Origin of the sequence: Pseudooceanicola sp., assembly GCF_041987405.1 — a bacterium.
Classification (GTDB): Bacteria; Pseudomonadota; Alphaproteobacteria; order Rhodobacterales; family Rhodobacteraceae; genus Pseudooceanicola.
In genome coordinates this window covers 372,505-398,627 of record NZ_JBHIWR010000004.1, presented here as the reverse complement: position 1 = coordinate 398,627, position 26,123 = coordinate 372,505, and the positions used below count along the sequence as shown (strand labels likewise).

General features: G+C 66.8%; 28 protein-coding genes. 20 read left to right on the top strand and 8 right to left on the bottom strand.

The genetic code is table 11. The features are described from left to right. Window positions 1-81 precede the first annotated feature (81 nt). From ACFC2Y_RS12980 to cysE, 12 genes are all read left to right on the top strand, one after another. Window positions 82-678, top strand: coding sequence for a head-tail connector protein (locus ACFC2Y_RS12980; RefSeq protein WP_375172653.1), 597 nt, complete (start codon window positions 82-84; stop codon window positions 676-678). After that, window positions 675-1,010, top strand: coding sequence for a head-tail adaptor protein (locus ACFC2Y_RS12975; protein WP_375172654.1), 336 nt, complete (start codon window positions 675-677; stop codon window positions 1,008-1,010). The genes ACFC2Y_RS12980 and ACFC2Y_RS12975 overlap by 4 nt, the downstream gene beginning before the upstream one ends. Further along, window positions 1,007-1,417: a DUF3168 domain-containing protein gene (locus ACFC2Y_RS12970; protein ID WP_375172655.1), complete on the top strand. Its 411-nt coding sequence runs from the start codon at window positions 1,007-1,009 to the stop codon at window positions 1,415-1,417. Before ACFC2Y_RS12975 ends, ACFC2Y_RS12970 begins: the two co-directional genes overlap by 4 nt. 33 nt (window positions 1,418-1,450) lie before the next feature. Then, window positions 1,451-1,864: a phage major tail protein, TP901-1 family gene (locus ACFC2Y_RS12965; protein ID WP_375172656.1), complete on the top strand. Its 414-nt coding sequence runs from the start codon at window positions 1,451-1,453 to the stop codon at window positions 1,862-1,864. Then, entirely contained in the window at window positions 1,864-2,187 is a 324-nt protein-coding gene (locus ACFC2Y_RS12960; RefSeq protein ID WP_375172657.1) for a GTA-gp10 family protein, read from the top strand. The genes ACFC2Y_RS12965 and ACFC2Y_RS12960 overlap by 1 nt, the downstream gene beginning before the upstream one ends. After that, the gene (locus ACFC2Y_RS12955; protein WP_375172658.1) at window positions 2,184-2,378 is read left to right on the top strand and encodes a rcc01693 family protein; all 195 of its coding nucleotides are present in this window, start codon (window positions 2,184-2,186) and stop codon (window positions 2,376-2,378) included. Before ACFC2Y_RS12960 ends, ACFC2Y_RS12955 begins: the two co-directional genes overlap by 4 nt. Continuing rightward, window positions 2,371-3,033 carry a phage tail tape measure protein gene (locus tag ACFC2Y_RS12950; RefSeq protein ID WP_375172659.1) on the top strand — a complete coding sequence of 221 codons (663 nt, stop codon included), beginning with the start codon at window positions 2,371-2,373 and terminating at the stop codon, window positions 3,031-3,033. The genes ACFC2Y_RS12955 and ACFC2Y_RS12950 overlap by 8 nt, the downstream gene beginning before the upstream one ends. A 226-nt stretch (window positions 3,034-3,259) precedes the next feature. After that, on the top strand, window positions 3,260-3,892 hold the full coding sequence (locus ACFC2Y_RS12945; protein ID WP_375172660.1) for a TIGR02217 family protein: 633 nt from the start codon (window positions 3,260-3,262) through the stop codon (window positions 3,890-3,892). Continuing rightward, complete coding sequence (locus tag ACFC2Y_RS12940) at window positions 3,892-4,773, top strand: DUF2163 domain-containing protein (RefSeq protein ID WP_375172661.1); 882 nt, start codon at window positions 3,892-3,894, stop codon at window positions 4,771-4,773. The genes ACFC2Y_RS12945 and ACFC2Y_RS12940 overlap by 1 nt, the downstream gene beginning before the upstream one ends. Further along, complete coding sequence (locus ACFC2Y_RS12935; protein WP_375172662.1) at window positions 4,770-5,222, top strand: NlpC/P60 family protein; 453 nt, start codon at window positions 4,770-4,772, stop codon at window positions 5,220-5,222. Before ACFC2Y_RS12940 ends, ACFC2Y_RS12935 begins: the two co-directional genes overlap by 4 nt. Window position 5,223: 1 nt before the next feature. Next, on the top strand, window positions 5,224-9,105 hold the full coding sequence (locus tag ACFC2Y_RS12930; protein ID WP_375172663.1) for a glycoside hydrolase/phage tail family protein: 3,882 nt from the start codon (window positions 5,224-5,226) through the stop codon (window positions 9,103-9,105). 532 nt (window positions 9,106-9,637) lie between these two features. Continuing rightward, window positions 9,638-10,456, top strand: coding sequence for a serine O-acetyltransferase (gene cysE, locus ACFC2Y_RS12925; protein ID WP_375172664.1), 819 nt, complete (start codon window positions 9,638-9,640; stop codon window positions 10,454-10,456). Window positions 10,457-10,875: 419 nt separating this feature from the next. Here cysE and ACFC2Y_RS12920 read toward each other — a convergent pair whose 3' ends face one another. The 4 genes from ACFC2Y_RS12920 to ACFC2Y_RS12905 all read right to left on the bottom strand — a co-directional run bounded on the left by ACFC2Y_RS12920 (window position 10,876) and on the right by ACFC2Y_RS12905 (window position 14,353). Then, window positions 10,876-11,667, bottom strand: coding sequence for a PEP-CTERM sorting domain-containing protein (locus tag ACFC2Y_RS12920; RefSeq protein ID WP_375172665.1), 792 nt, complete (start codon window positions 11,665-11,667; stop codon window positions 10,876-10,878). 450 nt (window positions 11,668-12,117) lie between these two features. Then, window positions 12,118-12,894 carry a transglutaminase family protein gene (locus ACFC2Y_RS12915; RefSeq protein WP_375172666.1) on the bottom strand — a complete coding sequence of 259 codons (777 nt, stop codon included), beginning with the start codon at window positions 12,892-12,894 and terminating at the stop codon, window positions 12,118-12,120. A gap of 411 nt (window positions 12,895-13,305) precedes the next feature. Then, complete coding sequence (locus tag ACFC2Y_RS12910) at window positions 13,306-13,854, bottom strand: peptidylprolyl isomerase (protein ID WP_375172667.1); 549 nt, start codon at window positions 13,852-13,854, stop codon at window positions 13,306-13,308. Next, complete coding sequence (locus ACFC2Y_RS12905) at window positions 13,847-14,353, bottom strand: peptidylprolyl isomerase (protein ID WP_375172668.1); 507 nt, start codon at window positions 14,351-14,353, stop codon at window positions 13,847-13,849. Before ACFC2Y_RS12905 ends, ACFC2Y_RS12910 begins: the two co-directional genes overlap by 8 nt. 464 nt (window positions 14,354-14,817) lie before the next feature. Here ACFC2Y_RS12905 and ACFC2Y_RS12900 point away from each other — a divergent pair, with 464 nt between their 5' ends. The 3 genes from ACFC2Y_RS12900 to ACFC2Y_RS12890 all read left to right on the top strand — a co-directional run bounded on the left by ACFC2Y_RS12900 (window position 14,818) and on the right by ACFC2Y_RS12890 (window position 17,676). Next, a complete protein-coding gene (locus tag ACFC2Y_RS12900; protein WP_375172669.1) occupies window positions 14,818-16,002 on the top strand; it encodes a phosphoglycerate kinase in 1,185 nt (394 codons plus the stop codon). A 104-nt stretch (window positions 16,003-16,106) separates the two neighbouring features. Then, window positions 16,107-17,000, top strand: a complete 894-nt coding sequence (locus ACFC2Y_RS12895) for a fructose bisphosphate aldolase (protein WP_375172670.1) — start codon at window positions 16,107-16,109, stop codon at window positions 16,998-17,000. 376 nt (window positions 17,001-17,376) lie between these two features. Next, a complete protein-coding gene (locus tag ACFC2Y_RS12890; RefSeq protein WP_375173715.1) occupies window positions 17,377-17,676 on the top strand; it encodes a septum formation initiator family protein in 300 nt (99 codons plus the stop codon). On the opposite strand, the gene ACFC2Y_RS12885 is transcribed toward ACFC2Y_RS12890, so the two are convergent. Then, window positions 17,666-17,977, bottom strand: coding sequence for a hypothetical protein (locus tag ACFC2Y_RS12885; protein WP_375172671.1), 312 nt, complete (start codon window positions 17,975-17,977; stop codon window positions 17,666-17,668). The genes ACFC2Y_RS12890 and ACFC2Y_RS12885 overlap by 11 nt on opposite strands. 123 nt (window positions 17,978-18,100) lie before the next feature. Between ACFC2Y_RS12885 and pdhA the strand changes: the two genes are divergently transcribed. The 4 genes from pdhA to ACFC2Y_RS12865 are packed head-to-tail and all read left to right on the top strand — an operon-like array spanning window position 18,101 to window position 22,308. After that, window positions 18,101-19,138, top strand: coding sequence for a pyruvate dehydrogenase (acetyl-transferring) E1 component subunit alpha (gene pdhA / locus ACFC2Y_RS12880; RefSeq protein ID WP_375172672.1), 1,038 nt, complete (start codon window positions 18,101-18,103; stop codon window positions 19,136-19,138). A gap of 1 nt (window position 19,139) precedes the next feature. Continuing rightward, entirely contained in the window at window positions 19,140-19,520 is a 381-nt protein-coding gene (locus ACFC2Y_RS12875; protein WP_375172673.1) for a VOC family protein, read from the top strand. Window position 19,521: 1 nt separating this feature from the next. Further along, a complete protein-coding gene (locus ACFC2Y_RS12870; protein ID WP_375172674.1) occupies window positions 19,522-20,928 on the top strand; it encodes a pyruvate dehydrogenase complex E1 component subunit beta in 1,407 nt (468 codons plus the stop codon). A gap of 12 nt (window positions 20,929-20,940) precedes the next feature. Next, window positions 20,941-22,308 carry a pyruvate dehydrogenase complex dihydrolipoamide acetyltransferase gene (locus ACFC2Y_RS12865; RefSeq protein ID WP_375172675.1) on the top strand — a complete coding sequence of 456 codons (1,368 nt, stop codon included), beginning with the start codon at window positions 20,941-20,943 and terminating at the stop codon, window positions 22,306-22,308. A gap of 101 nt (window positions 22,309-22,409) precedes the next feature. Here ACFC2Y_RS12865 and ACFC2Y_RS12860 read toward each other — a convergent pair whose 3' ends face one another. Both ACFC2Y_RS12860 and ACFC2Y_RS12855 read right to left on the bottom strand, forming a co-directional pair. Then, window positions 22,410-22,829, bottom strand: coding sequence for a DUF4174 domain-containing protein (locus ACFC2Y_RS12860; RefSeq protein WP_375172676.1), 420 nt, complete (start codon window positions 22,827-22,829; stop codon window positions 22,410-22,412). A 157-nt stretch (window positions 22,830-22,986) separates the two neighbouring features. Next, window positions 22,987-23,805 carry an isocitrate lyase/phosphoenolpyruvate mutase family protein gene (locus ACFC2Y_RS12855; protein WP_375172677.1) on the bottom strand — a complete coding sequence of 273 codons (819 nt, stop codon included), beginning with the start codon at window positions 23,803-23,805 and terminating at the stop codon, window positions 22,987-22,989. 326 nt (window positions 23,806-24,131) lie between these two features. On the opposite strand from ACFC2Y_RS12855, the gene ACFC2Y_RS12850 reads away from it, so the two are divergent. Next, a complete protein-coding gene (locus tag ACFC2Y_RS12850) occupies window positions 24,132-25,745 on the top strand; it encodes a thiamine pyrophosphate-binding protein (protein ID WP_375172678.1) in 1,614 nt (537 codons plus the stop codon). A 4-nt stretch (window positions 25,746-25,749) separates the two neighbouring features. Here ACFC2Y_RS12850 and ACFC2Y_RS12845 read toward each other — a convergent pair whose 3' ends face one another. After that, complete coding sequence (locus ACFC2Y_RS12845; RefSeq protein WP_375172679.1) at window positions 25,750-26,097, bottom strand: MmcQ/YjbR family DNA-binding protein; 348 nt, start codon at window positions 26,095-26,097, stop codon at window positions 25,750-25,752. Window positions 26,098-26,123 lie beyond the last annotated feature (26 nt).

The following is a 26,123-nucleotide window of genomic DNA, read 5'->3' as shown; positions in this document are numbered from 1 at the left end:
ATGCGCTGACCAGCTGCTCCCTCCGTCCGCATCAGCGTGGGCGGGCACGCGCCACACCGGCAAAGAGAAAAGGGTTCGGGGATGTTGATCGAAGATACCGAGGTTTTGGCGGCCGTCCTGCCGGTCGAGGATTTCAAGGCGCATCTGCGGCTTGGACGGGGGTTCACCGGAGATACGGTTCAGGACGCAGTGCTGGAAAGCTTTCTGCGCGCGGCCCTTTCGGCGGTGGAGGGGCGGACCGGCAAGGTGCTGCTTTCCCGCGACTTTACCTGGCGCATTCCAGAGTGGCACAACCGTGCCGGAGAGGAGCTGCCGGTCGGCCCGGTGACAGAGATCCTGGAGCTGGCCCTGCTGGACGCCGATGAGGTGGCCACCACCGTCGATCCGCTGCGCTACCGGCTGCACCGCGACACGCATTTCCCGATGATCTACGGCCGCAGCGCGGGCCTGCCGATGCCGCCCTCCGGCGGGTCGATCCGGGTGCGGTTCTCCGGCGGGTTCGGCCCGTCCTGGGACGACCTGCCGCCGGATCTGGCGCAGGCGGTGATGCTGCTGGCGGCGCATTTCTATGAAAACCGCGAGGCGACGGGCCTCGGCGCGGGCTGCATGCCCTTTGGCGTGACCTCGCTGCTGCAACGCTATCGCCCGATGCGCCTATTCAGGGGGGCGGAGCTATGAGCGCGCGTCTGGACCGGCTGCTTGTGCTGGAGGAGTCGCAGCGCCTGGCCGATGCGGCGGGCGGCTATGCCGAGACCTGGGTCCCCCTGGGCGAGGTCTGGGCAGAGGTGACCGCACGCACCGGGCGCGGGGCCGAGTTCGGCGCCGTGCCGACGGGCCGGGTCAACTGGCGCATCGTGGTGCGCGGGGCACCGGTCGGCGTGCCCTCACGCCCCGAAGCCGGGCAGAGATTTCGCGAGGGATCCCGGGTCTTCCGGATCGAGGCCGTGGCGGAAAAGGACCCGCAGGGCCGTTTCCTCACCTGTTTCGCAACCGAAGAGGTGGCGACATGACCTATGCGCTCTCCGCCGCCCTGCAGAAGGCCGTCTATGGCGCGCTGTCCGGGGATGCCGCGCTGACCGCGCTGGTCGGGGCGCATATCTTCGACGCGCCGCCCGTGGGGGCGATCCCCGCGCTCTATGTCTCGCTCGGCCCGGAACGGGCGCGGGACCGGTCGGACAAGACCGCCCGGGGCGCGCGGCATGATTTCGTGGTCTCCGTTGTGACGGATGCCGCAGGCTTCCAGCAGGCCAAGGATGTGGCGGGGGCGGTATCGGATGTGCTGGCACAGCCGCTCGCCCCGCTGGAGCGGGGACGGGTCGTGGCGCTGCGCTTTCTGCGTGCGCAGGCGAAACGGGACGAGGCGGGGCAGCAGCGCCGCATCGACCTGACCTTCCGCGCGCTTCTCGACGACGATTGACCTCTTGAGATTAACCTTTTGAAGGAGACGACCATGGCAGCCCAGAATGGCAAGGACCTGCTGATCAAGGTGGACATGTCCGATGACGGGCAGTTCCAGACGCTGGCGGGCCTGCGCGCCACCCGCGTCAGTTTCAACGCCGAGGCGGTGGATGTCACCTCTCTGGAAAGCCAGGGGGGCTGGCGGGAGTTGCTGGGCGGCGCGGGGGTCCGCTCCGCCGCGATCTCCGGCGCGGGGGTGTTCCGCGATGCGGGATCGGATGAACGCGCGCGACAGATCTTCTTTGACGGGGAGACGCCGGATTTTCAGGTCATCATCCCCGATTTCGGCGTGATCGTGGGGCCGTTCCAGGTGACCTCGGTTGAATATGCCGGGGCGCATGATGGCGAGGCCACCTATGAGCTGTCGCTGGCCTCCGCCGGGGCGCTGAGCTTCACGGCGATCTGATGGCGAACCCCTATGCAGGTGAGGTCACGCTGGTGATCGACGGGCAGGCGCAGGTGATGCGGCTGACCCTGGGCGCGCTGGCCGAACTGGAGGCGGCGCTGGAGGCCGGATCGCTGGTGGAACTGGTGGAACGGTTTGAAACCTCTGCCTTTTCCACGCGGGACCTGCTGGCGCTGATCCTGGCGGGGCTGCGCGGCGGCGGCTGGCAGGGGGGCGCGGAGGAGTTGCGCCGGGCCGAGATCGGGGGCGGGCCCCTGGCGGCCTCGCGGGCGGCGGCAGCGCTGCTGGCCCGGGCCTTCGCCCTGCCGGAGGAGGGGGCATGAGTTTCAACTGGCCCGCCCTGATGCGCGCCGGGATCACCGGGCTGCGCCTGACCCCGGCGGAGTTCTGGGCCCTGACGCCGGCCGAGCTGCGGCTGATGCTGGGCGAGGGCGGCGCGGCGCCGCTGCGGCGCGCGGGGTTGGAGGATCTGATGGCCAAATGGCCGGACATATCGGGAGGCGGCAATGATTGAGGACATCGACGGGCTGGGCGATCTGAAGACCCAGGTGGAGGCGCTGGAGGTCACCCTTGGCGGCGCGACCGGCATGGTGGCCGGGTTCGACAGCGAGTTGCGCCGGATGCGCGGGGCGCTGGCCGAGACGGGCAAGGATGTGCAGTCGCTGGAACGGGGGTTGTCGCGCGGGTTGCGCCGGGCGCTGGATGCGGCGGTGCTGGACGGGGCGAAGTTTTCCGATGTGCTGGGCATCGTCGGCAAATCCGTCGTCAACAGCGCCTATTCCGCCGCCGTGAAGCCGGTGACCTCGCATTTCGGCGGGTTGCTGGCGCAGGGGGTCGGGGGGCTCTTTCAGGGGCTGATGCCCTTTGCCCAGGGCGGCGCCTTTGCCCAGGGGCGGGTGATGCCCTTTGCCGATGGCGGTGTGGTGCGCGGGGCGACGATGTTCCCGATGCGCGGCGGTACGGGCCTGATGGGCGAGGCGGGGCCGGAGGCGATCATGCCACTGGCGCGCGGGGCGGATGGCAAGCTGGGTGTGCGCTCCGAAGGGGGGCGGCCGGTGACGGTGGTGATGAACATCCAGACCCGCGACGCGGAGAGTTTTCGTCGGTCACAGAGTCAGATCGCCGCTCAGATGGGGCGGGCGTTGAGCCGGGGGCAGAGGAACAGGTGAGGGGACCGGTTCCCGTGTACGCAAACAGGAACTCAGGCGGTCCATCGAATAAGTGTCCCGCCCGGCGGACCCGCCGGGCTGCGCCGATCCGCCCCCACGGGGCGGCGCATACGCGCCACCCCTCGGATCTGCGCAGCCCTCAGTCCTCAATGCAACCATTGGTGCCTGACGCGCTTGTCCATTGTTCGCGCCGCGCCTGAGTTCTCCCAACCAAAGGAGCAAACCCATGTCTTTCCACGAAATACGCTTCCCCGCCGCGCTCTCCTTCGGCTCGACCGGGGGGCCCGAGCGGCGGACGGAGATCGTCACCCTCGCCAACGGGTTCGAGGAACGCAACGCCCCTTGGTCGCAGTCGCGGCGGCGCTATGATGCTGGGGTGTCGATGCGCTCGCTGGATGACATCGCCGCGCTGCTGGCCTTCTTCGAGGCGCGGCAGGGGCAGCTTTACGGGTTCCGCTGGAAGGATTGGAGCGATTACAGCTCTGCCCGGCCAAGCGCCGAGGTCGCCTTCACCGATCAGCTGATCGGGCGGGGCGATGGCGTGCGAAAAACCTTCCAGCTGATCAAGCTCTACCGCTCCGGCGCGCAGCAGCACGAGCGGGTGATCACCAAGCCCGTGGCGGGCACGGTGCGGATCGGGGTCAACGGGGCGGAGTTGCAGGAGGGGCAGGGCTACTCCGTCGACGCGCATACCGGATCGGTCGTTCTGGATGAGGCCCCGGTGCCTGAGGCCGAGGTGACGGCGGGGTTCGAGTTCGACGTGCCGGTGCGGTTCGACACCGATCACATCGCCACGTCGGTCGCGTCCTTCCAGGCGGGCGACATGCCCTCGGTTCCGGTGGTGGAGCTGCGGGTCTGATGGCGTTTCACCAGGGGCTTTCCGAACATCTGGCCAGCGGCGCGACGCAGCTGGCCCATGCCTGGGCGATCACGCGAGGCGATGGCGTGATGCTGGGCTTTACCGATCATGACCGGGATCTGGCGTTTGAGGGGATCACCTTCCGCGCCGACACCGGGCTGTCGGCCCTGGCGCTGCAACAGGGCGTCGGCCTGGCGGTGGACAATTCCGAGGCGATCGGCGCGCTCAGCGACGCGGCCCTGCGAGAGGCGGACATCGACGCGGGCCGGTTCGACGGGGCGGAGGTGCGCTGCTGGATCGTCAACTGGGGGCAGGTGGAGCAGCGCCAGTTGCTGTTTCGCGGAACGATCGGTGAGATACGGCGCGCGGGCGGGGCCTTCACCGCCGAATTGCGCGGGCTGGCGGAGGTGCTGAACCGGCCCATGGGGCGGGTCTATCAGAAGCCCTGCGGCGCGGTGCTGGGGGACCGGGCCTGCGGGCTGGACCTGTCGCTGCCGGGCTATGCGGCGGAGGCGGAGGTTCTGGCAGTGGCGGAGGCGCGGGTGATCTTGCCCGCCTTGCCGGGGTATGAGCCGGGCTGGTTCGCGCGTGGCAGACTGCTGGTTCTGGATGGCGCGGCGGCGGGCCTGTCGGCCCCGATCAAGCGGGATGAGGGGGCGGGGGACCACCGGCAGCTGGACCTCTGGCAGGCGCTGCGCGCGACGCTGGTCCCGGGGGACCGGGTGCGGATCACCGCAGGCTGCGACAAGCGGCTGGAGACCTGCCGTTACAAGTTCAACAACCTGCTGAACTTCCAGGGGTTTCCCGACATCCCGGGCGAGGACTGGCTGGTCGCCCAGCCCGCCGCCACGGGCCAGACCACGGGGGGGAGCCGCCGATGACCCGGGTTCTTCAGGCCGCGCGCGGCTGGATCGGCACGCCCTATCTGCACCAGGCCTCGGTCCGGGGGGCGGGGACGGATTGCCTGGGCCTGATCCGGGGTGTCTGGCGCGAGACCTGCGGCGCGGAGCCGGAGGCGATCCCACCCTATTCCCGCGACTGGTCGGAACCGGAGGGGGAGGAGCTGCTGTGGCGCGCGGCCCTGCGGCATCTGGTAGGAAAACCGCTGGCACAGGCCGCGCCAGGCGATGTGATCCTCTTCCGCATGCGCGACAGGTCGGTGGCCAAGCATCTGGGGATACAGGGAAACCTGGCCCCTCATCCGACATTCATCCACGCCTATTCCGGGCATGGGGTCGTGGAATCCCCGCTCTCCGCCCCCTGGGCGCGGCGGGTGGTGGCGCGCTTTGCCTTTCCGCAGATGACAGGCCCCGAGGGGCAGGAGGACTGAGATGGCGACGGTATTACTTTCAGCGGCGGGGGCGGCGATTGGCGGCTCGCTCGGCGGGACGGTCCTGGGCCTCTCGTCGGTGGTGGCGGGGCGGTTTGTCGGCGCGGTCGTGGGCCGGGCGATCGACCAGCGCCTCATGGGCCAGGGGGCGGAGCCGGTGGAGACGGGCCGCGTCGACCGGCTGCGCATCATGGGCGCGGGCGAGGGCGATCCGGTGGCGCGGCTGCACGGGCGGATGCGCGTCGCGGGGCAGGTGATCTGGGCCACCCAGTTCGAGGAGGTCGTCACCGTCAGCGGCGGCGGCAAGGGCGCGCCGCGCCAGCCGGAGCGGCGGGAGTATTCCTATCGGGTCAGCCTGGCCGTGGCGCTCTGCGAGGGGGAGATCTCCGGCATCGGCCGCATCTGGGCCGACGGGGTGGAGATCGCGCCGTCGGAGCTGAATATCCGCGTCTATACCGGGGCCGGGGACCAGCTGCCCGATCCGAAGATGGAGGCGGTGGAGGGCGCGGGCGCCGTCCCCGCCTATCGCGGCACGGCCTATGTGGTGATCGAGGATCTGGCGCTTGGACCCTATGGCAACCGCGTGCCGCAGTTCGCCTTCGAAGTGCTGCGCCCCGCGCCCGAAGACATCGGGCCGGATGATCCGGCGCGGGCGATCCGGGGCGTGGCGATGCTGCCCGGATCGGGCGAATATGCGCTGGCGACCACGCCGGTAACCTTCGATTTCGGCGCGGGACGGGTCGAGGCGGCGAATGTGAACAGCCCCTCCGGCAAGGCGGATTTTCCGACCTCGCTGGACCAGATGGAGGCCGCGCTGCCGGGATGTCGAAATGTCTCGCTGATCGTCAGCTGGTTTGGTGACGACCTGCGCTGCGGCAGCTGTCAGGTCCGGCCCATGGTGGAATTTCCCGACCGCGACGGGGCGGAGATGCCCTGGACCGTCGCGGGCCTCACCCGGGCGGAGGCGATGCAGGTGCCGGAGGCGGAGGGCGCGGTGATCTATGGCGGCACACCCTGCGATGCCTCGGTGGTGGAGGCGCTGCGCGAGATGGCGGCGCGGGGGCAGGCGGTGACCTATTATCCCTTCATGCTGATGACGCAGCTTGAGGGGAATACGCTGCCCGATCCCTACACAGGCACCGGCGGGCAGGCGGCACTGCCCTGGCGCGGGCGGATCACGACCTCCCTCGCGCCGGGCGTGACGGGCGGCCCGGATGGCACGGCGGCGGCGGGGGCAGAGGTGGCGGCGTTTTTCGGCACCGCCTCTGCCACGGATTTCGCCCTGGGGGACGGGGTGGTCAGCTACAGCGGCCCGGCGGAATGGTCGTTTCGCCGCTTTATCCTGCATCAGGCGGCGCTTTGTGCCGCGGCGGGGGGCGTGGATGCCTTCTGCATCGGGTCGGAGATGCGCGGGCTGACACAGATCCGCGACGAACAGGGCTTTCCGGCGGTCGCCGCGCTGCGGGCGCTGGCGGCGGAGGTGCGGGCGCTGCTGCCCGGGGCGAAGATCGGCTATGCGGCGGATTGGTCGGAATATTCCGGGTATCAGCCCGGCAATGGCGATCGCTATTTCCACCTCGATCCGCTCTGGGCCGATGCGAATATCGACTTCATCGGGATCGACAATTACATGCCGCTGTCGGACTGGCGGGAGGGGGAGGATCACGCGGATGCCGATGCCGGTTCGATCTATGACCTCGACTATCTGAAAGGGAATATCGAGGGCGGCGAGGGGTATGACTGGTACTACCCCTCGGCGGAGGCGCGGGCGGCGCAGATCCGCACCCCGATCACCGATGGCGAGGCGGAGCGCTGGGTCTGGCGGGTCAAGGATATCCGCAACTGGTGGCAGAACGGTCATTACGAGAGGGTCGGCGGGGTGCGCTCGCTGACGCCCACAGCATGGGAGCCGCAGTCGAAACCGATCTGGTTTACCGAGCTGGGCTGCGCGGCGGTGGACAAGGGGACGAACCAGCCGAACAAGTTTCTGGACCCGAAATCCTCGGAATCCGCCTTACCCTATCATTCGACCGGGCGGCGCGACGATCTAATCGCGATGCAATATCTGCGGGCCATGCTCTCCTACTGGGGGGATCCGGCGAAGAACCCCGTCTCGGCGGTCTATGACGGGCCGATGGTGGATATGTCCCGCGCCCATGTCTGGGCCTGGGACGCGCGGCCCTTCCCCTGGTTCCCGCTGGAGGGCGGGCAATGGTCGGACGGGGCGAATTACGAGCGGGGGCATTGGATCACCGGGCGGGCGGCGGCGCGGTCGCTGTCAGGCGTGGTGGCGGAGATCTGTCTGCGCGCGGGGCTGGCGGAGTTCGACGTCTCCGGCCTGCACGGGCTGGTCTGGGGCTATCAGGAGACCGGAGAGACCGCGCGCGCCGCCCTGCAGCCGCTGATGCTGCGCTTCGGCTTCGATGCGGTGGATCGCGAGGGGGTGCTGCAGTTCATCATGCGCGACGGGGCGGTGGATGCGGAGATCGGGGCGGAGGTGCTGTGTGTCTCCGCCGAGACCGAGGGCACGCTGGAGGAGACCCGCGCCAGTGCGGCGGAGATGGCAGGCCGGGTACGCCTGCGCTTTGTCGAGGCGGAGGGGAATTTCGAGACAATCGCCGAGGAGGCCGTGCTGCCGCAGGAGGACAGCGATGTCGTGGCGGCGCAGGAGATGCCGCTTGCGCTCTTGCGCGGCGAGGGGCGGCAGGTGGTCGAACGCTGGCTGTCGGAGGCGCAGGTGGCGCGGGACACGCTGCGCTTTACCCTGCCGCCGTCGCTGATGGCGCTTGGGGCGGGGGATGTGGTGCGGGTCGGCGCGGCGCCGGGCCTCTACCGGATCGACCGGATGGAGCGCGGGGCGGGCCAGTTGGTGGAAGCCGTGCGGATCGAGGCGGAGAGCTATCGCCCGGTCGACATGGCGGATCAGGCGGCGCGGCTGGAGAGCTTCGTGCCGCCGGTGCCGGTCTTTCCGCTGTTCCTGGACCTGCCGCTGATGAGCGGGGCAGAGGTGCCCCATGCGCCGCATATCGCGGTGACCGCCCAGCCCTGGCCCGGCACGGTCGGGGTCTATTCGGGCGATCAGGATGCGGATTATGCGCTGGATCAGGTGGTGGACCGCCGCGCCGTCATCGGCGTGACCGAGGCCCCGCTGGAGGCCGCGCCCATGGGCCGGATCGACCACGGCCCGGCGCTGGCGGTGCGGCTGACGGGTGGGGCCCTGTCGTCGGTGTCGGAGGAGGCGCTGCTGGCCGGGCGGAACCTCATGGCCATCGGCGACGGCACGCCGGGGGGATGGGAGCTGTTCCAGTTCCTCGACGCGGTCCCGGCCGGGGATGGGGTCTGGCTGCTGAGCCACCGTCTGCGCGGGCAGTTGGGGACGGATGTGGCGATGCCCTCGACCTGGCCTGTGGGGTCTTTGGTGGTGCTGATGGACGGCACGCCGCGCCAGCTGGGTCTGAGCCTGGCGCAGCGCGGGGTGTCGCGGCATTACCGGATCGGGCCGGCGAGGCGCGATTATTCCGACGGCAGCTATCGGCATGAGGTGCATGCGTTCGATGGTATCGGGCTGCGGCCGCTGTCGCCGGTGCATCTGCGGGTGACGGATTTGGGGGGTGATCTGGGGGTCAGCTGGATCCGGCGCTCGCGGATTTCGGGGGATAGCTGGGACGGGCTGGACGTCCCCCTGGGCGAGGAGGCGGAGCGCTATCTGTTGCGTGTCATGGAGGGCAGTGCCGTGCGCCGCGAGGTGCTGCTGGAGGGGCCGGAGTGGGTCTATCCGGCGGCGGATCAGGCGGCGGATGGCGGGGCCGCAGGCAAGCGGGTGGAGGTGGCGCAGGTCTCGGCGGTGGTCGGGCCGGGGAGTTGGGCTGTGGTGGGGTTGTGATATCGAGCAGGTCTTGGGACATTGATCCAATGTCCCGCCCGGCGGCACGCCGGGCAGCGCCGACCCGCCCCGTCGCACCAAAGGTGCGCAGAGTTACGATGGCACGCCTTTGGCGTGACGGGGCGGCGCTGCCCCTGTCAAGGAGCGTTGCTATGTCGGAGATCGGTATTGCCGAAGCGATGGCAGGGCTGAACCCCGGTCTACGACTTGGAGCTTGTCATCCCCGGGCTTGACCCGGTGGCGTCCGGGGTTCCGCATCAGGCTGATCCAATGTCCGCCCGGCGGCACGCCGGGCTGCGCCGACCCGCCCCGTCGCACCAAAGGTGCGCCGATTCAAGATGGCACGCCTTTGGCGTGACGGGCGGCGCAAATGCGCCCCCCCTCGGGTCGGCGCAGCCCTCGTCTCTGACAGCCGACTGAATTCAATCCCGCCCCCCAACCCATTCCCAACCGCGATCCCGACCATCACGTCATTGCGTTTGGGCTCACAACCGCTATCTGGTAGGGTAGCGGCAAAGGGAAAGGATCCGCCATGGCCAGAAGCCAACCCCGAGTGACCCAGGTCGACCCTGTCTGGGAACGGATGACCACCGAAGCCGAACAGGCGATCCGGGACGAGCCGCTCCTGGGCGGACAGATCCATTCCGCCCTGTTGCACCACCCCTCGATCGAGAATGCGCTGGCCTACCGCGTGGCGATGAAGCTGTCGAATTCCGAGATGTCGGAGCAATTGCTGCGCGAAATCTGCGACGAGGCCTATGCCGCCGATCCGAGCCTGGCGCAGGCCGCCCGCGCCGATATCGTGGCGACCTATGAACGCGACCCGGCCTGCCACCGGTTCCTGCAGCCGCTGCTCTATTTCAAGGGGTTCCAGGCGGTGCAGGCCTATCGCATCTCGCATTGGCTCTATACCGAGGGGCGGCGCGATCTGGCCTATTTCTTCCAGATGCGCGCGTCGGAGATGTTCGGCGTCGACATCCACCCCGCCGCCCGGATCGGGCAGGGGATCATGATCGACCACGCCCATTCCATCGTGATCGGGGAAACGGCCGTGGTGGGCAACAATGTCTCCATGCTGCATTCGGTGACGCTCGGCGGGACCGGCAAGGAAGAGGAAGACCGCCACCCAAAGATCGACGATGGCGTGCTGATCGGCGCGGGGGCGAAGGTGCTGGGCAATATCCGCATCGGCCACTGCTCGCGCATCGCCGCCGGGTCGGTGGTGCTGGAGGAGGTGCCGCCCTGCAAGACCGTCGCCGGGGTGCCTGCCAAGATCGTCGGCGAGGCCGGGTGCGACCAGCCCTCGATGTCGATGGATCACCTGTTTGGCGGACCTGCGACGAAGGCGTGAGCGGGTTCGGCGGGGTCGAACCCCGCCCTACGGGGTTGAGAAGGGCGGTCCTTGGGGCCGCCTTCTGCAGTTATTGGGGGATTTGAGAGGCGCAGCGGGTTCGAAGTGCGATGACCGGTTTGAGGCTAGAGTGCCGGATGCTGCGCGTCGTTCGAACGTCTGCTCTTCGGAGCGCGACCAAAAACGCGCCAAAATCAAAGATGGTTTCGCCAAGGGTTTGTAGCGTATCATTTCCTTACGGCTGTGCCACGCGTTAAAAAAACAACCGTTTTCGCCGGTGTCAGAAACGTATGAATTTTCGAATTTTTTCATATGGAGAACCGCTCCGAGTTTTCCGGAGAGGCAGGGTAAGCCATTCCAGTACACAGGGCAGCTGCGCATCGGCGGCAGCCCTGTGTATTTAATTCCAATGAGCCTGTTCAGGCGGCTTTCTTGCGGCGGCGAGTTACGAAGGCGGACAGACCCAACGCGCCTGCAAGGAGCGGCAAGCTTGCGGGAACGGGGATCACGGCCCCGGCGTCCGTCTCGAAGTTATAAGTCACGGCATCCGCACCGCCAAAACCGATCGAGACGTTGTCTACGAAAGCAAAATAATCGTCTCCAACGCTACTGCCGGCTCCGACGCTAATAGCGGCGACATATGCTCCCGCTGAATACCGTGCGCCCGACGCCCAGTCAGAAATCGTTTCCGTCACGATGGCGCCGTTGGTGTCGTAGGTTATGCCGGGCCCCGTTTCCCAACGCCACATGACATCCGCATCCGTCCCGGTAAGCGAAGCGGTGTACCACGTATCAGAGGTTGTATTGCCGTAGGTGCCATTGTACGCGCCCTCCCAGATCAATTCCGACCGTTGGCTCCCGTCGAAGATGTGCAGGCGAAGCGCCGGCGTGTAATCTGATGCCAAGTTTGATACACTTGCTGAATCCAAACGCCAGTCGAAGCCGAAACTGGTGACATCCGACAATAGGCCGAGATTGCTGTTCGCATCGAAAGGGTTGCCAAGACCAAAAGTCCGCGTACGGTCGCCACTCACCTTCAAAGAACCATTGCCATCACGCGGTGCGTCGGACGAGATTTCACTATTCCCGTCGCCATTGGCCCAGCCTTCCGAACCGTCCAAAACCGTTACAGAGGTCGCATGGGCTGCACCGACGCTGATACCGCACAAAATGACCGCGGCCATCGCGGTCGAGTACTTAGAAATAGACATTTTTTTCCTCACTGTTTCCGACCGGTTCAAATCACGGGCACTATCGGCCGGGTTATAAAAAGTGCCCCGGCCGTTACCGTACGCTGCGCTCGATAAAGGTCAACGAATATCACAAAAGTTCAAACAAAGGTTGCACGAACTACCAGGGCAAACACTTGAACGTGTCTGCTAATTGCGAAATCCTTGCGATACGCTGCTTTTAATGCCGTTAAATGTGGGACAAATACGAGCGTTTTTAAAAAAGAGAAATCGTCAAAGGCGCCATTCGCGCAATCGCAGCGAACGTCCGCAAAGTCCGCTCAACCGACCTCCATCAAAACCAGGTTCCGAGGACGTCTTCGGCGTCCGGTTGCCTGCCATCGGGCTGCTCGGACCGGTTCCCGTCGCAGCACCGTACCAATCAACGAAACGGGCGGTTCCTGAAGCCGCCCCATTTGTCCCGGACCTCCCTCAGCCCCGCGTAACCCGGACTTCCTGCCACAGCAGCTCGGCCGGGGCCTGGCTTTCCATGAAGGCGATGTCATAGGCGTCGCGGCCGACGGCGATCACGGCGAGGTCCTCGGGCGTGCCCATGCCGGTGGCGTCGACGAGGTGCCAGGCCCCGTCGAGCCAGACCTGCGCCACGGCGTGGAAATCCGCGGGTGTCACGTCGGGGCCGTAGCAGGCGACGGCGCGGGCGGGGATCTGGGCGGCGCGGACCATGGCGCAGAGCAGATGGGCATAGTCGCGGCAGACCCCCTGACGGCTGGCGAAGGTCTCCAGCACATGGGTGTCGCTGTCGGAGGCGCCGGGCATGTAGGTCAGGCTGGCTTCGATCCAGTCGCGGATCGCGGCGACCTTGGCCCCGCCCTGCAGGTGACCGAAGCGCTTGCCGACGAAGGCCACGAACTTGTCCGACTGGCAATAGCGGGAGGGGCGGAGGTAGGGCGCGGCCTCGGCCGGGAGAAGGTGGACCGGGGTGGCGGGGATCGTGGGCAACAGGCGCGCGGTGCGGGTGATCTCGACCGTGGCGGCGTAGTCGACCACCATCTCGCAGCCCGGCACCACGGCCCAGAAGCGTTCGCCCACGCCCGCGTCCCCACTGATGCGGTACTGGGTGGCATTGCCGGTCAGGAGCGATTGGGAATGGACGGTCTGCCCCTCGGTCCGGGCGGCCTCGAGCGTCAGGAAGACGGTGTTCGGGACCGGAAAGCGGTAGTGCAGCTTGACGTCGATGTGGAGGTGCATGGCGTGTCCTCAACCAGTGTGAAACGGGGGCGTCGGTGGCGGGCCTCTCCGTTGCGCCCTGCCACAGAGCGGCGTTCGGGTCGAGGGGGGAGATGGGTGCGGAGCACCCATCCTACGTTATTGGCGGGCGAGGCGCTGGATCGGGGTTGTGCGGGGTGGGGGGGCGAGGCCCCGGCGCAAGTCCGGGGCAGGATGGGTGGTGTCCACCCATCTTTTTGTTCGGCGGCGTGTTCGCGTGTGGTCGGGTGATCGGTTGCGCGGGGGGAGCGGCCCCGGAGCGGGTCCGGGGCAGGGTGGTGTAGGATGGGTGGTGTTCACCCATCAATGCATCAATCGGAGGTAGATAGGTGCAGAGCGCCGATCCAACCTTTCTGGCTGAGGGAGGCCCCGGATCATGTCCGGGGCGGCCGATCACTCCGTCACGGTCACGGTCACCATGCGATCCGGCTCTCCGATCACGGCGCCGTTCTGGCCCTGGCCCCGCTTGATGGCGTCGACGACCTCCATGCCGGAGGTGACCTCTCCGACGACCGTGTATTGGCCGTTCAGGAAATGGCCTTCCTTGAACATGATGAAGAACTGCGAATTGGCGCTGTCGGGGTTCTGCGAGCGGGCCATGCCGACGACGCCCCGGTCGAAGGGCCGGTCGGAGAATTCGGCAGGCAGGTCGGGCAGTTGCGAGCCGCCCATGCCGGCGCGGCGTATGTCGCCGCCGACGCGGCCGAACTCCACGTCGCCGGTCTGGGCCATGAAGCCCTCGATCACGCGGTGGAAATAGACGCCGTCATAACCGCCCGCCTCGGCGATGGCGGTGATCTGGTCGACGTGTTTCGGCGCCACGTCCTCGAAGAGGTCGATGTGGATGGTGCCGCTGGCCTCGCCGCCGATCTTGATGTCGAGGCCGGTGGCCAGGGCGGGGGAGGCGGCGAGCACCGCCAGCAGGGTCAGGGCCTTACGCATCGGCGGCCACCTTGACGGAGATCATGCGGTCGGGGTTCGCGGGCGGCTCGCCCCGGGTGATCGCATCGACATGTTCCATGCCGGAGGTCACGCGCCCGTAGACGGTGTACTGACCGTTGAGGAAGTGGTTGTCGGAGAAGTTGATGAAGAACTGGGAGTTGGCCGAGTTCGGGTTCTGCGACCGTGCCGCGCCCAGGGTGCCCCGGTCATGCGGCAGCTTGGAGAATTCAGCAGGCAGGTCGGGCATGTCGGAGCCGCCGGTGCCGGCCATGCGGGGGTTGTAGTCCTTCTCCATGTTGGCGTGCTGCACATCGCCGGTCTGGGCCATGAAGCCGTCGATCACGCGGTGGAAGGCGACATTGTCATAGGCGCCGGCGCGGGCCAGTTCCTTCATCCGCTCGGCGTGTTTCGGGGCCACGTCGGGCAGCAGCTCGATGGTGACGGTGCCGCCCTTGAGTTCGACGAGGATGGTGTTTTCGGGGTCTTTGATCTCGGCCATGGATGCCTCCGGTTTGCGTTTGGGGGATGGTGTATGCGGGGTGGCGGGGAAATGGAAGGGTCGGGCGGTCCCGAGCGTGATTTGGGGGGCTTTGCGGAGAGCGCGATTTGCGGCCTGTCCCTTGGCGCGGGGCGGCCAGTCCCGGGCCGCGCCCGACCCTCCCAACGGGAGGGCCGCCTTGGTGACGTCATGCGTTGAAGAGACCAAGCTAGATGACGGCGACATAAAGTGCTTCGTTTCACCGTTGTATTGCCCCCTCCCAGGGTCGTGCGCGGCCCTCTGTGCCCTACATCGCTGTTGTTCGTTTCGAATGGCCGAGCCGCTGCCTGTCTTACGCCGCCAATCCCCGCCTCCCGCCCGCATTGTTTCCCGCACTCCCGCGGGAGCGCTACCACTGTTGACGCCAATTGCTGCACGGGCAACAAGGCGCTGCAATATGGATCGCGCCGGAGTGGGAGCAGGCTATGGGTTGGAAAACCATTGATGACATGGATCTTGGGGGCAAAAGGGTCCTGCTGCGCGTCGATATCAATGTGCCGGTCGAGGGCGGGCGCGTCACCGATGCCACCCGGATCGAACGGATCGTGCCGACGGTGGAGGATATTCTGGCCAAGGGCGGCACACCGATCCTGATCGCGCATTTCGGGCGGCCCAAGGGCAAGGTCGTGCTGGACATGTCGCTGCGCCAGGTGCTGCCGGTGCTGCGGGAGAAGCTGGGGCATCCGGTGGCCTTTGTCGAAACCCTGGACGCGGCGGAGCGGCATACGGAGGAGCAGGACACCGCCGAGGTCATGCTGCTGGAAAACATCCGCTTTCACCCGGGCGAGGAAAAGAACGATCCGGAGTTTGCCAAGCGGCTGGCGGGGCTGGGCGATGTCTATTGCAACGACGCCTTCAGCGCGGCGCATCGGGCCCATGCCTCGACCGAGGGCGTGGCGCATCATCTGCCCGCCTGCGCCGGTCGCCTGATGCAGGCGGAGCTGGAGGCGCTGGAGGCGGCGCTTGGCCAGCCGCAGCGGCCGGTGGTGGCCGTGGTGGGGGGCGCGAAGGTTTCGACCAAGCTGGACCTGCTGGGCAATCTGGTGGCCAGGGTGGATCACCTGGTGATCGGGGGCGGCATGGCCAATACCTTCCTCGCCGCGCAGGGTGTGGATGTGGGGAAATCCCTGTGTGAACATGACCTTGCCGACACCGCGCGGGAGATCCTGGGCAAGGCGGAGGCGGCGGGTTGCGAGATTGTGCTGCCCGAGGATGTGGTCGTCGCGCGGGAGTTCAAGGCGGGCGCGGAGAGCGAGACCGTGGCGGCCGATGCCTGCCCTGCGGATGCGATGATCCTGGATGCGGGGCCGCAGGCGGTGGCGCGGATCGCGGCGATTCTGGAGGGGGCGAAGACGCTGATCTGGAACGGCCCGCTCGGCGCCTTCGAGATTCCGCCCTTCGACGCGGCGACCAATGCGGCGGCGGCCAAGGCGGCGGAGCTGACGACGGCAGGGTCGCTGACCTCGGTCGCGGGGGGCGGCGACACGGTGGCCGCGCTCAACGGTGCGGGTGCGGCGGAGCGGTTCACCTATATCTCCACCGCCGGGGGCGCCTTCCTGGAATGGATGGAGGGCAAGGAACTGCCGGGGGTTGCAGCACTTGCCGGATGAGCCGGTGCAATTCAGCGCTTCGGACTAGCCAAGCAGGGGATGCGCGGCCTAAAACCGGGGCAAAAGGGCCAAGGCCCGAGGGATCAGTTAAGGACGGATTTGAGATGACGAAAGAGACACAGACGGCCCAGATTTCGGCCGGCAAGGGATTCATCGCGGCGCTGGACCAGTCGGGCGGCTCGACCCCCAAGGCGCTGAAGCTCTACGGGGTGGAGGAGGATGCCTATTCCAGCGATGAGGAGATGTTCGGCCTGATCCACGAGATGCGGGCACGGATCATCAAATCCCCCGCCTTTTCCGGCGAAAAGGTGGTCGGCGCGATCCTGTTCGAACGCACCATGGATGGCGAGATCGACGGCATCCCGACGGCGCAGTACCTGTGGGAAAAGCGGCAGGTGGTGCCCTTCCTCAAGGTCGACAAGGGGTTGGCGGAGGAGGCCGACGGCGTGCAGGTGATGAAGCCGATGCCCGACCTCGACGCGCTGCTGGAGAAGGGGGTGTCCAAGGGCATCTTCGGGACCAAGATGCGCTCGGTCATTAATACGGCGTCGGCGTCGGGTATCCGGTCCGTGGTGGCGCAACAGTTCGAGGTGGGCAAGCAGATCCTGGGCCATGGCCTTGTGCCGATCATCGAGCCGGAGGTGACGATCTCCATCGCCGACAAGGCGGCAGCGGAGGACCTGCTGCTGGCGGAGATTACCGCGCAGCTGGACGCGCTGGCCCCGGATCAGAACGTGATGCTGAAGCTGACCCTGCCTGAGGTGGCCAACCAGTACAAACCTCTGGTCGATCATCCGCGGGTGATCAAGGTCGTCGCGCTTTCGGGCGGCTATTCGCGGGAGGAGGCCAATGCACGGCTGGCACAACAGACCGGCATGATCGCCTCCTTCTCCCGCGCCTTGACGGAGGGGCTGTCGGCGCAACAGTCGGACGCGGAGTTCGACGCGGTTCTGGCGGCGACGGTCGAGGAGATCTACCAGGCGTCTGTTTCGGGGTGAGGACCGGTCCGCGCAGCGGCGATTGATCCGGGGGATCAATCGAGGTCCGAACGGGCGGAGCCCAGGGGTCGAGCCGCGTCTCGGAAACTCTCCAGTGGAGAGTTTCAGCGGCGAACGGGCGGAGCCCAGGGAGAGTCGCGCGTGTGTCGCGGTGGTGGGTGCGGAGCACCCACCCTACGCGTGGGTTGGGGGCGTTGGCTACCCGGACCAACACGGCCTCTTCGATTCGCGGGTCGTGTAACCGCGCAAGACCAGGACCAGCGACCGGGGCATCGGGGCTCTCCTTTACCTCTGCTTTAACCTCTTTGCGATTCACATACGGGTTCCTCTGTGCCATGATGCCTGCACCGCCCGTCAGAGGCGGAGTGAGGGCATGATGAGCAATATGGGGAAACCCGCGTTCACCGGGTTGATCTATTTCGCGGGCGTTTTCTGCGTCGGGCTGTATTTCACCTTTTCCGCCGTTCAGGGCGAGATGGGGTTGTTTCGCCGTGCGGAGATCGCGGCGGATCGGGATGCGCTGGCGCGGCAGCTGGTCGAACTGGAGGCCGAAGTGGCGCGGATGGAGAACCTGACGAAGCGGTTGTCGGACGATTTTCTGGACCTCGATCTGCTGGACCAGCAGGCGCGCGACGTGATGGGTGTGATGCGCTCGGACGAGATCGTTATTCGCTGATCCGGGTCAGTCGCAGCGGGCTGCCGGGCCCGCGTTTGAGCACGCCCTTGGCCTCCAGATCCAGCTGCACGCATTTGAGCCACCAGCCCGCCGTCGCCCCGCCGGGGAAGAGCGTCGGGTCGAGGTGCGGGTCCAGCGCGGCGCGGATGTCCTTGACCGTCATCGGCGTGTCCGGTGTCATGCCGGTGAGGATGGCGGTTTTCATCGCGCCGTATTTGGCGGCATTGACGCGGGTGGTGCGCCCGGGGGTGTTGATGTTCTCCACCTCGATCTTGTCGTCCTGCGGCTTGTCGTCTGTCATGGGCGCCTCCCAAGCGTAGCAAAGCCGATCTCTCCCCTTGCGTCAATTTCGCTCTCGCATGAGGCGGCGAAATGGTTTATGGAATAGTTCAACGTTAAACTATCGCATGGGAGGAGGTCCCCGATGGCGACCCGTAAATCCACAGCCGCGGCAAAGAGCAATGTCTCGGCCGATGCGCTGAAAGCCTATTACCGTGACATGTTGCTGATCCGACGGTTCGAGGAAAAGGCCGGCCAGCTCTATGGGATGGGTCTGATCGGCGGTTTCTGTCACCTCTATATCGGGCAGGAAGCGGTGGTCGTTGGGCTGGAGGCCGCGGCGGAGGAGGGCGACAAGCGCGTGACCTCCTACCGGGATCACGGGCATATGCTGGCCTGCGGGATGGACCCGGATGGCGTGATGGCGGAACTGACCGGGCGCGAGGGCGGCTATTCCAAGGGGAAGGGCGGCTCGATGCACATGTTCTCCAAGGAGAAGCATTTCTACGGCGGTCACGGGATCGTCGGTGCGCAGGTGCCGATCGGGGCCGGGCTGGCCTTTGCGGACAAGTATCTGGAGAACGACCGCGTGACCTTTGCCTATTTCGGCGACGGGGCGGCGAACCAGGGGCAGGTCTACGAGACGTTCAACATGGCGGCGTTGTGGAAGCTGCCGGTGATCTTCGTGATCGAGAACAACCAGTACGCTATGGGCACGGCGCAGCAGCGCTCGACCTCCTCGGCGGATATCTACACCCGGGGGGAGGCCTTCGGCATTCCGGGCCAGATGGTCGACGGAATGGACGTTCTGGCCGTCAAGGAGGCGGGCGAGACAGCCGTTGCGCACTGCCGTTCGGGCAAGGGGCCGTATATCCTGGAGGTGAAGACCTATCGCTATCGCGGCCACTCCATGTCGGATCCGGCGAAGTACCGGACCCGCGAGGAAGTGCAGAAGATGCGCGAGGAAAAGGATGCGATCGAACGGGTCCGCGCGATGCTGCTGGAGGGCAAGCATGCGAGCGAGGATGACCTCAAGGCGATCGACAAGGAGATCAAGGATATCGTGAACAAATCCGCCGAGTTCGCCAAGGAGAGCCCGGAGCCGTCTGTCGACGAACTCTACACCGATATCTATGCCGAGGTGCTGCCGCAGGGCGACGCCATCGAAGCGGAGGACGCGTGACATGCCGCATTTCGAGATCCATGTCACGGACGTGGGGCGCGCGAAAGCCTTTTACGGCGGGCTGTTCGGCTGGTCGTTCGAGCCGATGCCCGGCGGCGAGGAGGTCGATTACACTCTGGTCAGCGGCATCGGCGAGGCCACGACCATGACCGCGGCGCTGATGCGGCGGCAGGATGCCACGCCGAAGTCCGGATCGCCGATCCGGGGCGGCACGATGGTGTTCGAGGTCGACGACTGCGACAGCCGCTATGACTGGGCGATGAAGAATGGCGGGGCCGAAGCGCTGCCGCCGATGGATTATCCGGGCGTGGGCCGCTGTGCCTATGTCGAGGACGGCGAAGGCAATGTCGTCGGAATGATCAAACCGGAAGGGGGAGCCTGAGATGCCGACCGAAGTACTGATGCCCGCGCTCTCGCCGACCATGGAGGAAGGCACCCTGGCGAAATGGCTGGTGAAGGAGGGGGATACTGTGTCCTCCGGTGACATCATCGCAGAGATCGAGACCGACAAGGCGACGATGGAATTCGAAGCGGTCGATGAAGGTGTGATCGGGAAGATCCTGGTAGAGGCCGGGACCGAGGGTGTGAAGGTGAACACGCCGATCGCGGTGATGCTGGAAGAGGGCGAGTCGGCCGACGACATCGACACCGGCGGTGCCCCGGCCCCCGAGCCGGGGCCTGCGGCCAAGGACGATGGAGGTCCCGGCGCGGAGGCCGGGACAGGGTCAGCCAAGGCGTCGGGAGGTCCCGGATCGGGTCCGGCACAGGTAAGGTCAAAGGCGTCACCTGACTGGCCCGAGGGCACCGAGATGCGTCAGCAGACCGTGCGCGAGGCGCTGCGGGATGCAATGGCCGAGGAGATGCGCGCGGACCCGAACGTCTTTGTCATGGGCGAGGAAGTCGCGGAGTATCAGGGCGCCTACAAGGTGACCCAGGGGCTGCTGGACGAATTCGGCGGCAAGCGCGTGATCGACACGCCGATCACCGAGCATGGCTTTGCCGGGATCGGGGTTGGCGCGGCCTTTGGCGGGCTGCGCCCGATTGTCGAGTTCATGACCTTCAACTTCGCCATGCAGGCGATTGACCAGATCATCAACTCCGCCGCGAAAACGCTCTACATGTCCGGCGGTCAGATGGGCGCGCCCATGGTCTTCCGCGGTCCGAACGGGGCGGCGGCGCGCGTGGGGGCGCAGCACAGCCAGGATTACGGCGCCTGGTATGCGCATATCCCGGGCCTCAAGGTGGTGCAGCCCTATTCGGCGGCCGATGCCAAGGGCCTGCTGAAATCGGCGATCCGCGATCCGAACCCGGTGATCTTCCTGGAAAACGAGATCCTTTACGGCAAATCGTTCGATGTGCCGGTGCTGGAGGATTTTACCATCCCCTTCGGCAAGGCCCGGATCTGGCGCGAGGGCGAGGATGTGACCATCGTCAGCTGGGGCATCGGCATGACCTATGCGCTGGAGGCGGCGGACAAGTTGGCCGAGGAGGGCATCAGCGCCGAGGTCATCGACCTGCGGACCCTGCGCCCGATTGATTACGACACGGTGATCGCCTCCGTCATGAAGACCAACCGCTGCGTCACGGTGGAGGAGGGGTTCCCGGTGGCGTCGATCGGCAATCATCTGTCGGCCTACATCATGATGAACGCCTTCGATTATCTGGATGCCCCGGTGATCAACTGCATGGGCAAGGATGTTCCGATGCCCTACGCGGCGAACCTTGAAAAGCTGGCGCTGGTGACCACCGACGAGGTGATCGCGGCGGTCAAGCAAGTCACCTACCGCTGAGGGAGAGACGCGATGCCAACGGAAATCCTGATGCCCGCCCTGTCCCCCACCATGGAGGAGGGGACGCTGGCGAAATGGCTGGTCAAGGAGGGGGATACCGTCTCCTCCGGCGATCTGCTGGCCGAGATCGAGACGGACAAGGCGACGATGGAGTTCGAAGCCGTGGACGAAGGCGTTGTCGGCAAGATCCTTGTGGCCGAGGGGACCGAGGGGGTGAAGGTAAACTCGCCCATTGCGGTGCTTTTGGAAGAGGGCGAGTCGGCGGATGATATCGGCGACACGGGCAGTGCACCGGCCGAAGAGCCGGGGCCGCGTGAGGACAAGGCGGACGGTACGGCCAAGGCGGATGGTGCGGCCAAGGCGGATGGAGGCCCCGGCGCGGGGGCCGGGGCAGGCGCGGGGGCAGATGCCACACCGGCGCCTGCGGCGCCCAAGGGCGCGGATGGCGACCGGATCTTTGCCTCGCCTCTGGCGCGGCGGATCGCGGCGCAGAAGGGGCTGGATCTGACCGGGATCACGGGGTCCGGCCCGCATGGGCGGATCGTGAAGGCGGATGTCGAAGGGGCCAAGGCCGCCGAGGCACCGGCCAAGGCGGCTGCGGCTGCGGCAGGAGGCGCCGGCGCGGGGGCCGGGGCGGCGATGCCCGCGGGGCCGTCCACGGATGCGGTGCTCAAGATGTATGCGGATCGCGACTACGAAGAGGTCAAGCTGGACGGGATGCGCAAGACCATCGCCGCGCGGCTGACCGAGGCCAAGCAGACCATCCCGCATTTCTACCTGCGCCGCGACATCAAGCTGGATGCGCTGATGTCCTTCCGGGCGCAGCTGAACAAGCAGTTGGAGAGCCGGGGCGTGAAGCTGTCGGTCAATGACTTCATCATCAAGGCCTGCGCCCTTGCGCTGCAGCAGGTGCCCGATGCCAATGCCGTCTGGGCGGGCGACCGGGTGCTGAAGCTGAAGCCGTCGGATGTGGCGGTGGCCGTGGCGATCGAGGGCGGGCTGTTCACCCCGGTGCTGCGGGATGCGGACAGCAAATCGCTCTCCTCGCTCTCGGGCGAGATGAAGGACCTGGCGGGGCGTGCGCGCGACCGCAAGCTGGCGCCGCATGAGTATCAGGGCGGGTCCTTTGCGGTCTCCAACCTGGGTATGTTCGGCATCGACAATTTCGACGCGGTCATCAACCCGCCGCACGGGGCCATCCTGGCCGTCGGCGCGGGCGTGAAAAAGCCGGTCGTGGGCGCGGATGGCCAGGTCGAAGTGGCGACGGTGATGTCGGTCACCCTCTCGGTCGATCATCGAGTGATCGACGGCGCGCTTGGGGCGGAGTTGTTGCAGGCCATCGTGGACGGGCTGGAGAACCCGATGGCGATGCTGGCCTGACGGGCGCGCCGGTTCGGGACCCGAGCCGCGCACCGTATGACGCAAAAAGAAACGCGGTCGCTCACGCGGCCGCGTTTTGCTTTGCCCGGGCATGGTGAGGGTCAGTCCTCCTGCATCTCCTGTCGGCGCATCGGCATGGCGTCGATGGTCGCGAAGATCTCCTCCGGGCTCATCACGTCCTGCGTGCGCATCTTGATGCCGCCGTCCTTGCCGACCAGCAGCATGGTGAAGCCCTCGGGGTTGAGCTTTTCGCGCATGAGGCTGTCGGCCTCGGGGGAGGTGTCGGTCAGTACGACCACGTCCCGATCGTCCAGGCCCGGCTCGGCGAGGCGGAGCGCGGCCAGGGCCTGTTTCATCTTGGGATCGTCCAGCGAGGGGGCGAAGATGACCACCAGGCGCTCGGATCCGCGGTAGTCCGAAAGGTCTGCCGTGTCGGGGTCGAGGTCACGAAAGACGGTTCCGGTCGTCGCCTGAGCGACGGTTGCGGTCATCAGCAGGGCAAGGGCGGGCAGGCGGATCATGGGTCCTCCGATGATGGTTCACCGGACCAACGGCCTGATGCGCCCGGAAGTTCACCACCTCACGGCAAGGTGAGCGGGTTGCGCCAGCGGCGATTGCCATGCGGCGGGCGGTGCAAAGCGTGGCGAAGCGCCGCCCGCACCGCGCCCAGTTCCCGGTTCACCCCATGAACTGCCGCAGCATGTCGTCCACCTTGGCGCCGGAGACGGTTTTCTTCAGCATGGCGAAGCTGCCGTCCTCGATCATCTCGGAAAAGGCGTCCATCACCCGGCGCTGCGCGGCCCGGGCGAGGCCCCCGCCGAGGGACAGGCGGGCGGCGCCGATGCGGGCGAAATCCTCGCGCGTGTAGGAGGCGAAGGGACCGGCGACCAGGGCGTTGACCGGCTTCTCGGTCATGGCGCAGATCTTCGCGAGGTCGTCGAAACTGGGCGGGATGGGGGCGTAGAGGCAATCGGCCCCGGCGTCGTCGAAGGCCTGCAGGCGGGCCATGGCCTCCTCCATGCCGTAGTGTCCGTTGAGGATGCCGTCGGCGCGGGCCACCAGGACGAAATCACGCGGCAGGGCGCGGGCGGCGGCAGCGGCGGCCTTAATCCGTTCGGTGGCCAGGGCGCGGTCATAGGGGGCGGCCGGCGGGGCGGGGTTGTCCTCGATCGAGATGCCGGCCAGCCCGACCTCGGCGGCGAGGCGCACGGTTTCCGCCACGGTGTCGGGATCGGCGCCGAAGCCATCCTCGAAATCGCCGGAGACGGGCAGGGGCGTGGCGGCAACCATATCCTGTGCATGGGCCAGCGCCTGATCGCGGGTGATGCCGCCGTCGGGCACGCCCAGGGTAAATGCGAAGGCCGAGGAGGAGGTCGCCAGCGCCTGCGCCCCGAGAGCGGCCAGAAGCCGGGCGGAGCCGATGTCCCAGGCATTGGCCAGGATGAAGGGATTGCCGGGCTGGTGGAGGGCGCGGAAGGCGGGGCCGGGATCATGCATGGGGTGCTCCTGTCTGGTCCGGGGCAGAATTGGACGGGCCGGGCGGTTTGGCAACCGCGAAGTGGCACGCTTCGGGCGGGAGCGAAGGGTTGGGCCGGGGGCGGCGGCCCGTCGGCTGATTTTGTCGGCGGTGGTCGTGGTGATAGAGTGGCCGGGCAGGGGATGACTCGGGCGTGGCGCCGTGCGGTGCGTGGTTTGCGCATCGTTTCGCCAGATCGCGCGCAATTCCCGCAGATCGGGTTCCGCGAGGGCCAAGTTTGCGCACTCCCCGCGCGTGATGTCCGATATGACAGCCCTGACCCCGGAACCAAATCAGAGAGCCGCCCATGTACGTTTACCAATCCATTGCCCAATCCCTCGCCGATCATGGCACCGAGACGATGTTCGGGCTGATGGGCGATGCCAACCTCTTCATGGTGGATCACTTCGTGCGCGCGGATGGCGGCACCTTTGTCCCCGTCGCTTATGAGGGCAGCGCGGTGTTGATGGCGCTGGCCTATGGGCGGGTGGCGGGCCGGGTCGGCATTGCCACGGTCACCCATGGCCCGGCGCTGACCAACTGCGTCACCGCCCTGACCGAGGGCACCCGGGGTCGTGTTCCCATGGTGCTGCTGGCCGGGGATACCGCCGTGTCGAACCCGCAGAACCTGCAGAACATCGACCAGCGCGAAACGGTCAAGGTCACCGGGGCGGGGTTCGAGCAGATGCGCTCGCCCGAGACGGCGTCGTACGACGTGGCCCATGCGATCTATCGCGCGCAGGTGGAGAAGCGGCCGATCGTGCTGAACATGCCCGCCGATTTCATGTGGGAGGAGGTGGAGCACGTGGCCCATGTCTTCCCCGCCTTCACCGCGCCCGCCTATGTGCCCGGGGGGGATGATCTGGACGAGGCCGTGGGGATGATCGCCAGTGCGAAACGCCCGATCGTTCTGGCCGGCATCGGGGCCAAGGATTCGGTCGATCAGATCAAGAAACTGGCGGACCGGCTGGAGGCGCCGCTGGCCACGACGCTGAAGGCCAAGGGCATGTTCCGGGGCCATCCCTACAACATGGATATCTTCGGCACGCTCTCGACCCCCGCCGCCTATGACGCGATGGCCAAGGCGGATTGCATCATCGCCTTCGGCACCTCGCTGCATCACTTCACCACCGACAAGGGCGCGTTGATGAAGGGCAAGCGGGTGGTGCAGGTCAACGACACGGTGGAGGAGGTGGCCAAGAACTATCACCCCGACGCAGCGTTGGTGGCCGATGCGGGGCTGACGGCGGACAATATCGTCTGGTGGCTGGACGAGGCCGAGATCCCGGGCAGCGGCTTCACCGCCGAGCTGGACATGGCCGCGCTGACCGCCCATCCCAAGGGCGATCCGGAGAAGGCCAAGCCGGGCTTCGTGAACTTCGAGTACGTGTTGGACCGGCTGGAGGAGGTGCTGCCGCAGGACCGGTTTCTAACCACCGATGGCGGGCGCTTCATGACCGAGGTCTGGTGCCGTATCTCCTGCCCGGATGCCGAAAGCTTCATCGCCACGACGAATTTCGGCTCCATCGGGCTGGGGCTGCAGGTGGCGATCGGGGCGGGCTATGCGGTGCCGAAGCGGCCGGTGGTGCTGTTCACCGGCGATGGCGGTTTCATGATGGGGGGGATCAACGAGTTCAACACCGCCGTGCGGATGAACCAGGACCTGATCGTGATCGTCGCCAATGACAGCGCCTACGGGGCCGAGCATATCCAGTTCCTCGACCGCAAGATGGACCCCGGGCTGTCGATGTTCGACTGGCCATCCTTTGCCCAGATCGGCACGGCGCTTGGCGGGCAGGGGGTGCTGGTGGATTCGGTGGAAAGCCTCGACGCGGCGGTGAAAGCCATTGAGTCGCGGGACAAACCGCTGCTGATCGAACTGCGCCTGGACCCGAACGAAGTGCCGCGAATGCGGATGTGAGGGGCTACTCCGCCCGCGGCGCCAGGGCCGCCTGTGCCTTCTTGGTCAGCCCGGCGCGGACGATGTCATAGGAGATGATGATCCGGTCGCGCATCAGTGCTTCGTCGCTGCCCCAGGGCAGGAGGACCCAGCTCTTGTGGAAATAGGGGGCGCGGAGGGCGTCTCCGGCTTCGATCATCATCTGGGCGAAGTCGGTGTCCGCCGTCTTGACCGCCACGCCCTGATCCATCGCACCGATGCAGGCGAACATCTTGCCGCCGACCTTCCAGGCGTCATGGCCGCCGCCCCAGGGGTCGGAAACCTCCGCCCCGGGGAGCGGCTCGCAGACGGATTGCACAAAAGCGCGGCTCATGGCGCGAGGATGCGGTGCGGGCGGGG

Bases quoted from the DNA above. Each gene is read 5' to 3' on its own strand.
- pdhA (WP_375172672.1), top strand. From the start codon at position 18,101: ATGGCGACCCGTAAATCCACAGCCGCGGCAAAGAGCAATGTCTCGGCC.
- ACFC2Y_RS12915 (WP_375172666.1), bottom strand. From the start codon at position 12,894: ATGCACCTCCACATCGACGTCAAGCTGCACTACCGCTTTCCGGTCCCG.
- ACFC2Y_RS12910 (WP_375172667.1), bottom strand. From the start codon at position 13,854: ATGCGTAAGGCCCTGACCCTGCTGGCGGTGCTCGCCGCCTCCCCCGCC.
- ACFC2Y_RS12860 (WP_375172676.1), bottom strand. From the start codon at position 22,829: ATGATCCGCCTGCCCGCCCTTGCCCTGCTGATGACCGCAACCGTCGCT.
- ACFC2Y_RS12845 (WP_375172679.1), bottom strand. From the start codon at position 26,097: ATGAGCCGCGCTTTTGTGCAATCCGTCTGCGAGCCGCTCCCCGGGGCG.
- ACFC2Y_RS12920 (WP_375172665.1), bottom strand. From the start codon at position 11,667: ATGTCTATTTCTAAGTACTCGACCGCGATGGCCGCGGTCATTTTGTGC.
- ACFC2Y_RS12940 (WP_375172661.1), top strand. From the start codon at position 3,892: ATGGCGTTTCACCAGGGGCTTTCCGAACATCTGGCCAGCGGCGCGACG.
- ACFC2Y_RS12865 (WP_375172675.1), top strand. From the start codon at position 20,941: ATGCCAACGGAAATCCTGATGCCCGCCCTGTCCCCCACCATGGAGGAG.
- ACFC2Y_RS12955 (WP_375172658.1), top strand. From the start codon at position 2,184: ATGAGTTTCAACTGGCCCGCCCTGATGCGCGCCGGGATCACCGGGCTG.
- ACFC2Y_RS12965 (WP_375172656.1), top strand. From the start codon at position 1,451: ATGGCAGCCCAGAATGGCAAGGACCTGCTGATCAAGGTGGACATGTCC.
- ACFC2Y_RS12850 (WP_375172678.1), top strand. From the start codon at position 24,132: ATGTACGTTTACCAATCCATTGCCCAATCCCTCGCCGATCATGGCACC.
- ACFC2Y_RS12970 (WP_375172655.1), top strand. From the start codon at position 1,007: ATGACCTATGCGCTCTCCGCCGCCCTGCAGAAGGCCGTCTATGGCGCG.
- ACFC2Y_RS12930 (WP_375172663.1), top strand. From the start codon at position 5,224: ATGGCGACGGTATTACTTTCAGCGGCGGGGGCGGCGATTGGCGGCTCG.
- ACFC2Y_RS12885 (WP_375172671.1), bottom strand. From the start codon at position 17,977: ATGACAGACGACAAGCCGCAGGACGACAAGATCGAGGTGGAGAACATC.
- ACFC2Y_RS12975 (WP_375172654.1), top strand. From the start codon at position 675: ATGAGCGCGCGTCTGGACCGGCTGCTTGTGCTGGAGGAGTCGCAGCGC.
- ACFC2Y_RS12945 (WP_375172660.1), top strand. From the start codon at position 3,260: ATGTCTTTCCACGAAATACGCTTCCCCGCCGCGCTCTCCTTCGGCTCG.
- ACFC2Y_RS12900 (WP_375172669.1), top strand. From the start codon at position 14,818: ATGGGTTGGAAAACCATTGATGACATGGATCTTGGGGGCAAAAGGGTC.
- ACFC2Y_RS12890 (WP_375173715.1), top strand. From the start codon at position 17,377: ATGAGCAATATGGGGAAACCCGCGTTCACCGGGTTGATCTATTTCGCG.
- ACFC2Y_RS12895 (WP_375172670.1), top strand. From the start codon at position 16,107: ATGACGAAAGAGACACAGACGGCCCAGATTTCGGCCGGCAAGGGATTC.
- ACFC2Y_RS12950 (WP_375172659.1), top strand. From the start codon at position 2,371: ATGATTGAGGACATCGACGGGCTGGGCGATCTGAAGACCCAGGTGGAG.
- ACFC2Y_RS12980 (WP_375172653.1), top strand. From the start codon at position 82: ATGTTGATCGAAGATACCGAGGTTTTGGCGGCCGTCCTGCCGGTCGAG.
- ACFC2Y_RS12935 (WP_375172662.1), top strand. From the start codon at position 4,770: ATGACCCGGGTTCTTCAGGCCGCGCGCGGCTGGATCGGCACGCCCTAT.
- ACFC2Y_RS12875 (WP_375172673.1), top strand. From the start codon at position 19,140: ATGCCGCATTTCGAGATCCATGTCACGGACGTGGGGCGCGCGAAAGCC.
- cysE (WP_375172664.1), top strand. From the start codon at position 9,638: ATGGCCAGAAGCCAACCCCGAGTGACCCAGGTCGACCCTGTCTGGGAA.
- ACFC2Y_RS12905 (WP_375172668.1), bottom strand. From the start codon at position 14,353: ATGGCCGAGATCAAAGACCCCGAAAACACCATCCTCGTCGAACTCAAG.
- ACFC2Y_RS12960 (WP_375172657.1), top strand. From the start codon at position 1,864: ATGGCGAACCCCTATGCAGGTGAGGTCACGCTGGTGATCGACGGGCAG.
- ACFC2Y_RS12855 (WP_375172677.1), bottom strand. From the start codon at position 23,805: ATGCATGATCCCGGCCCCGCCTTCCGCGCCCTCCACCAGCCCGGCAAT.
- ACFC2Y_RS12870 (WP_375172674.1), top strand. From the start codon at position 19,522: ATGCCGACCGAAGTACTGATGCCCGCGCTCTCGCCGACCATGGAGGAA.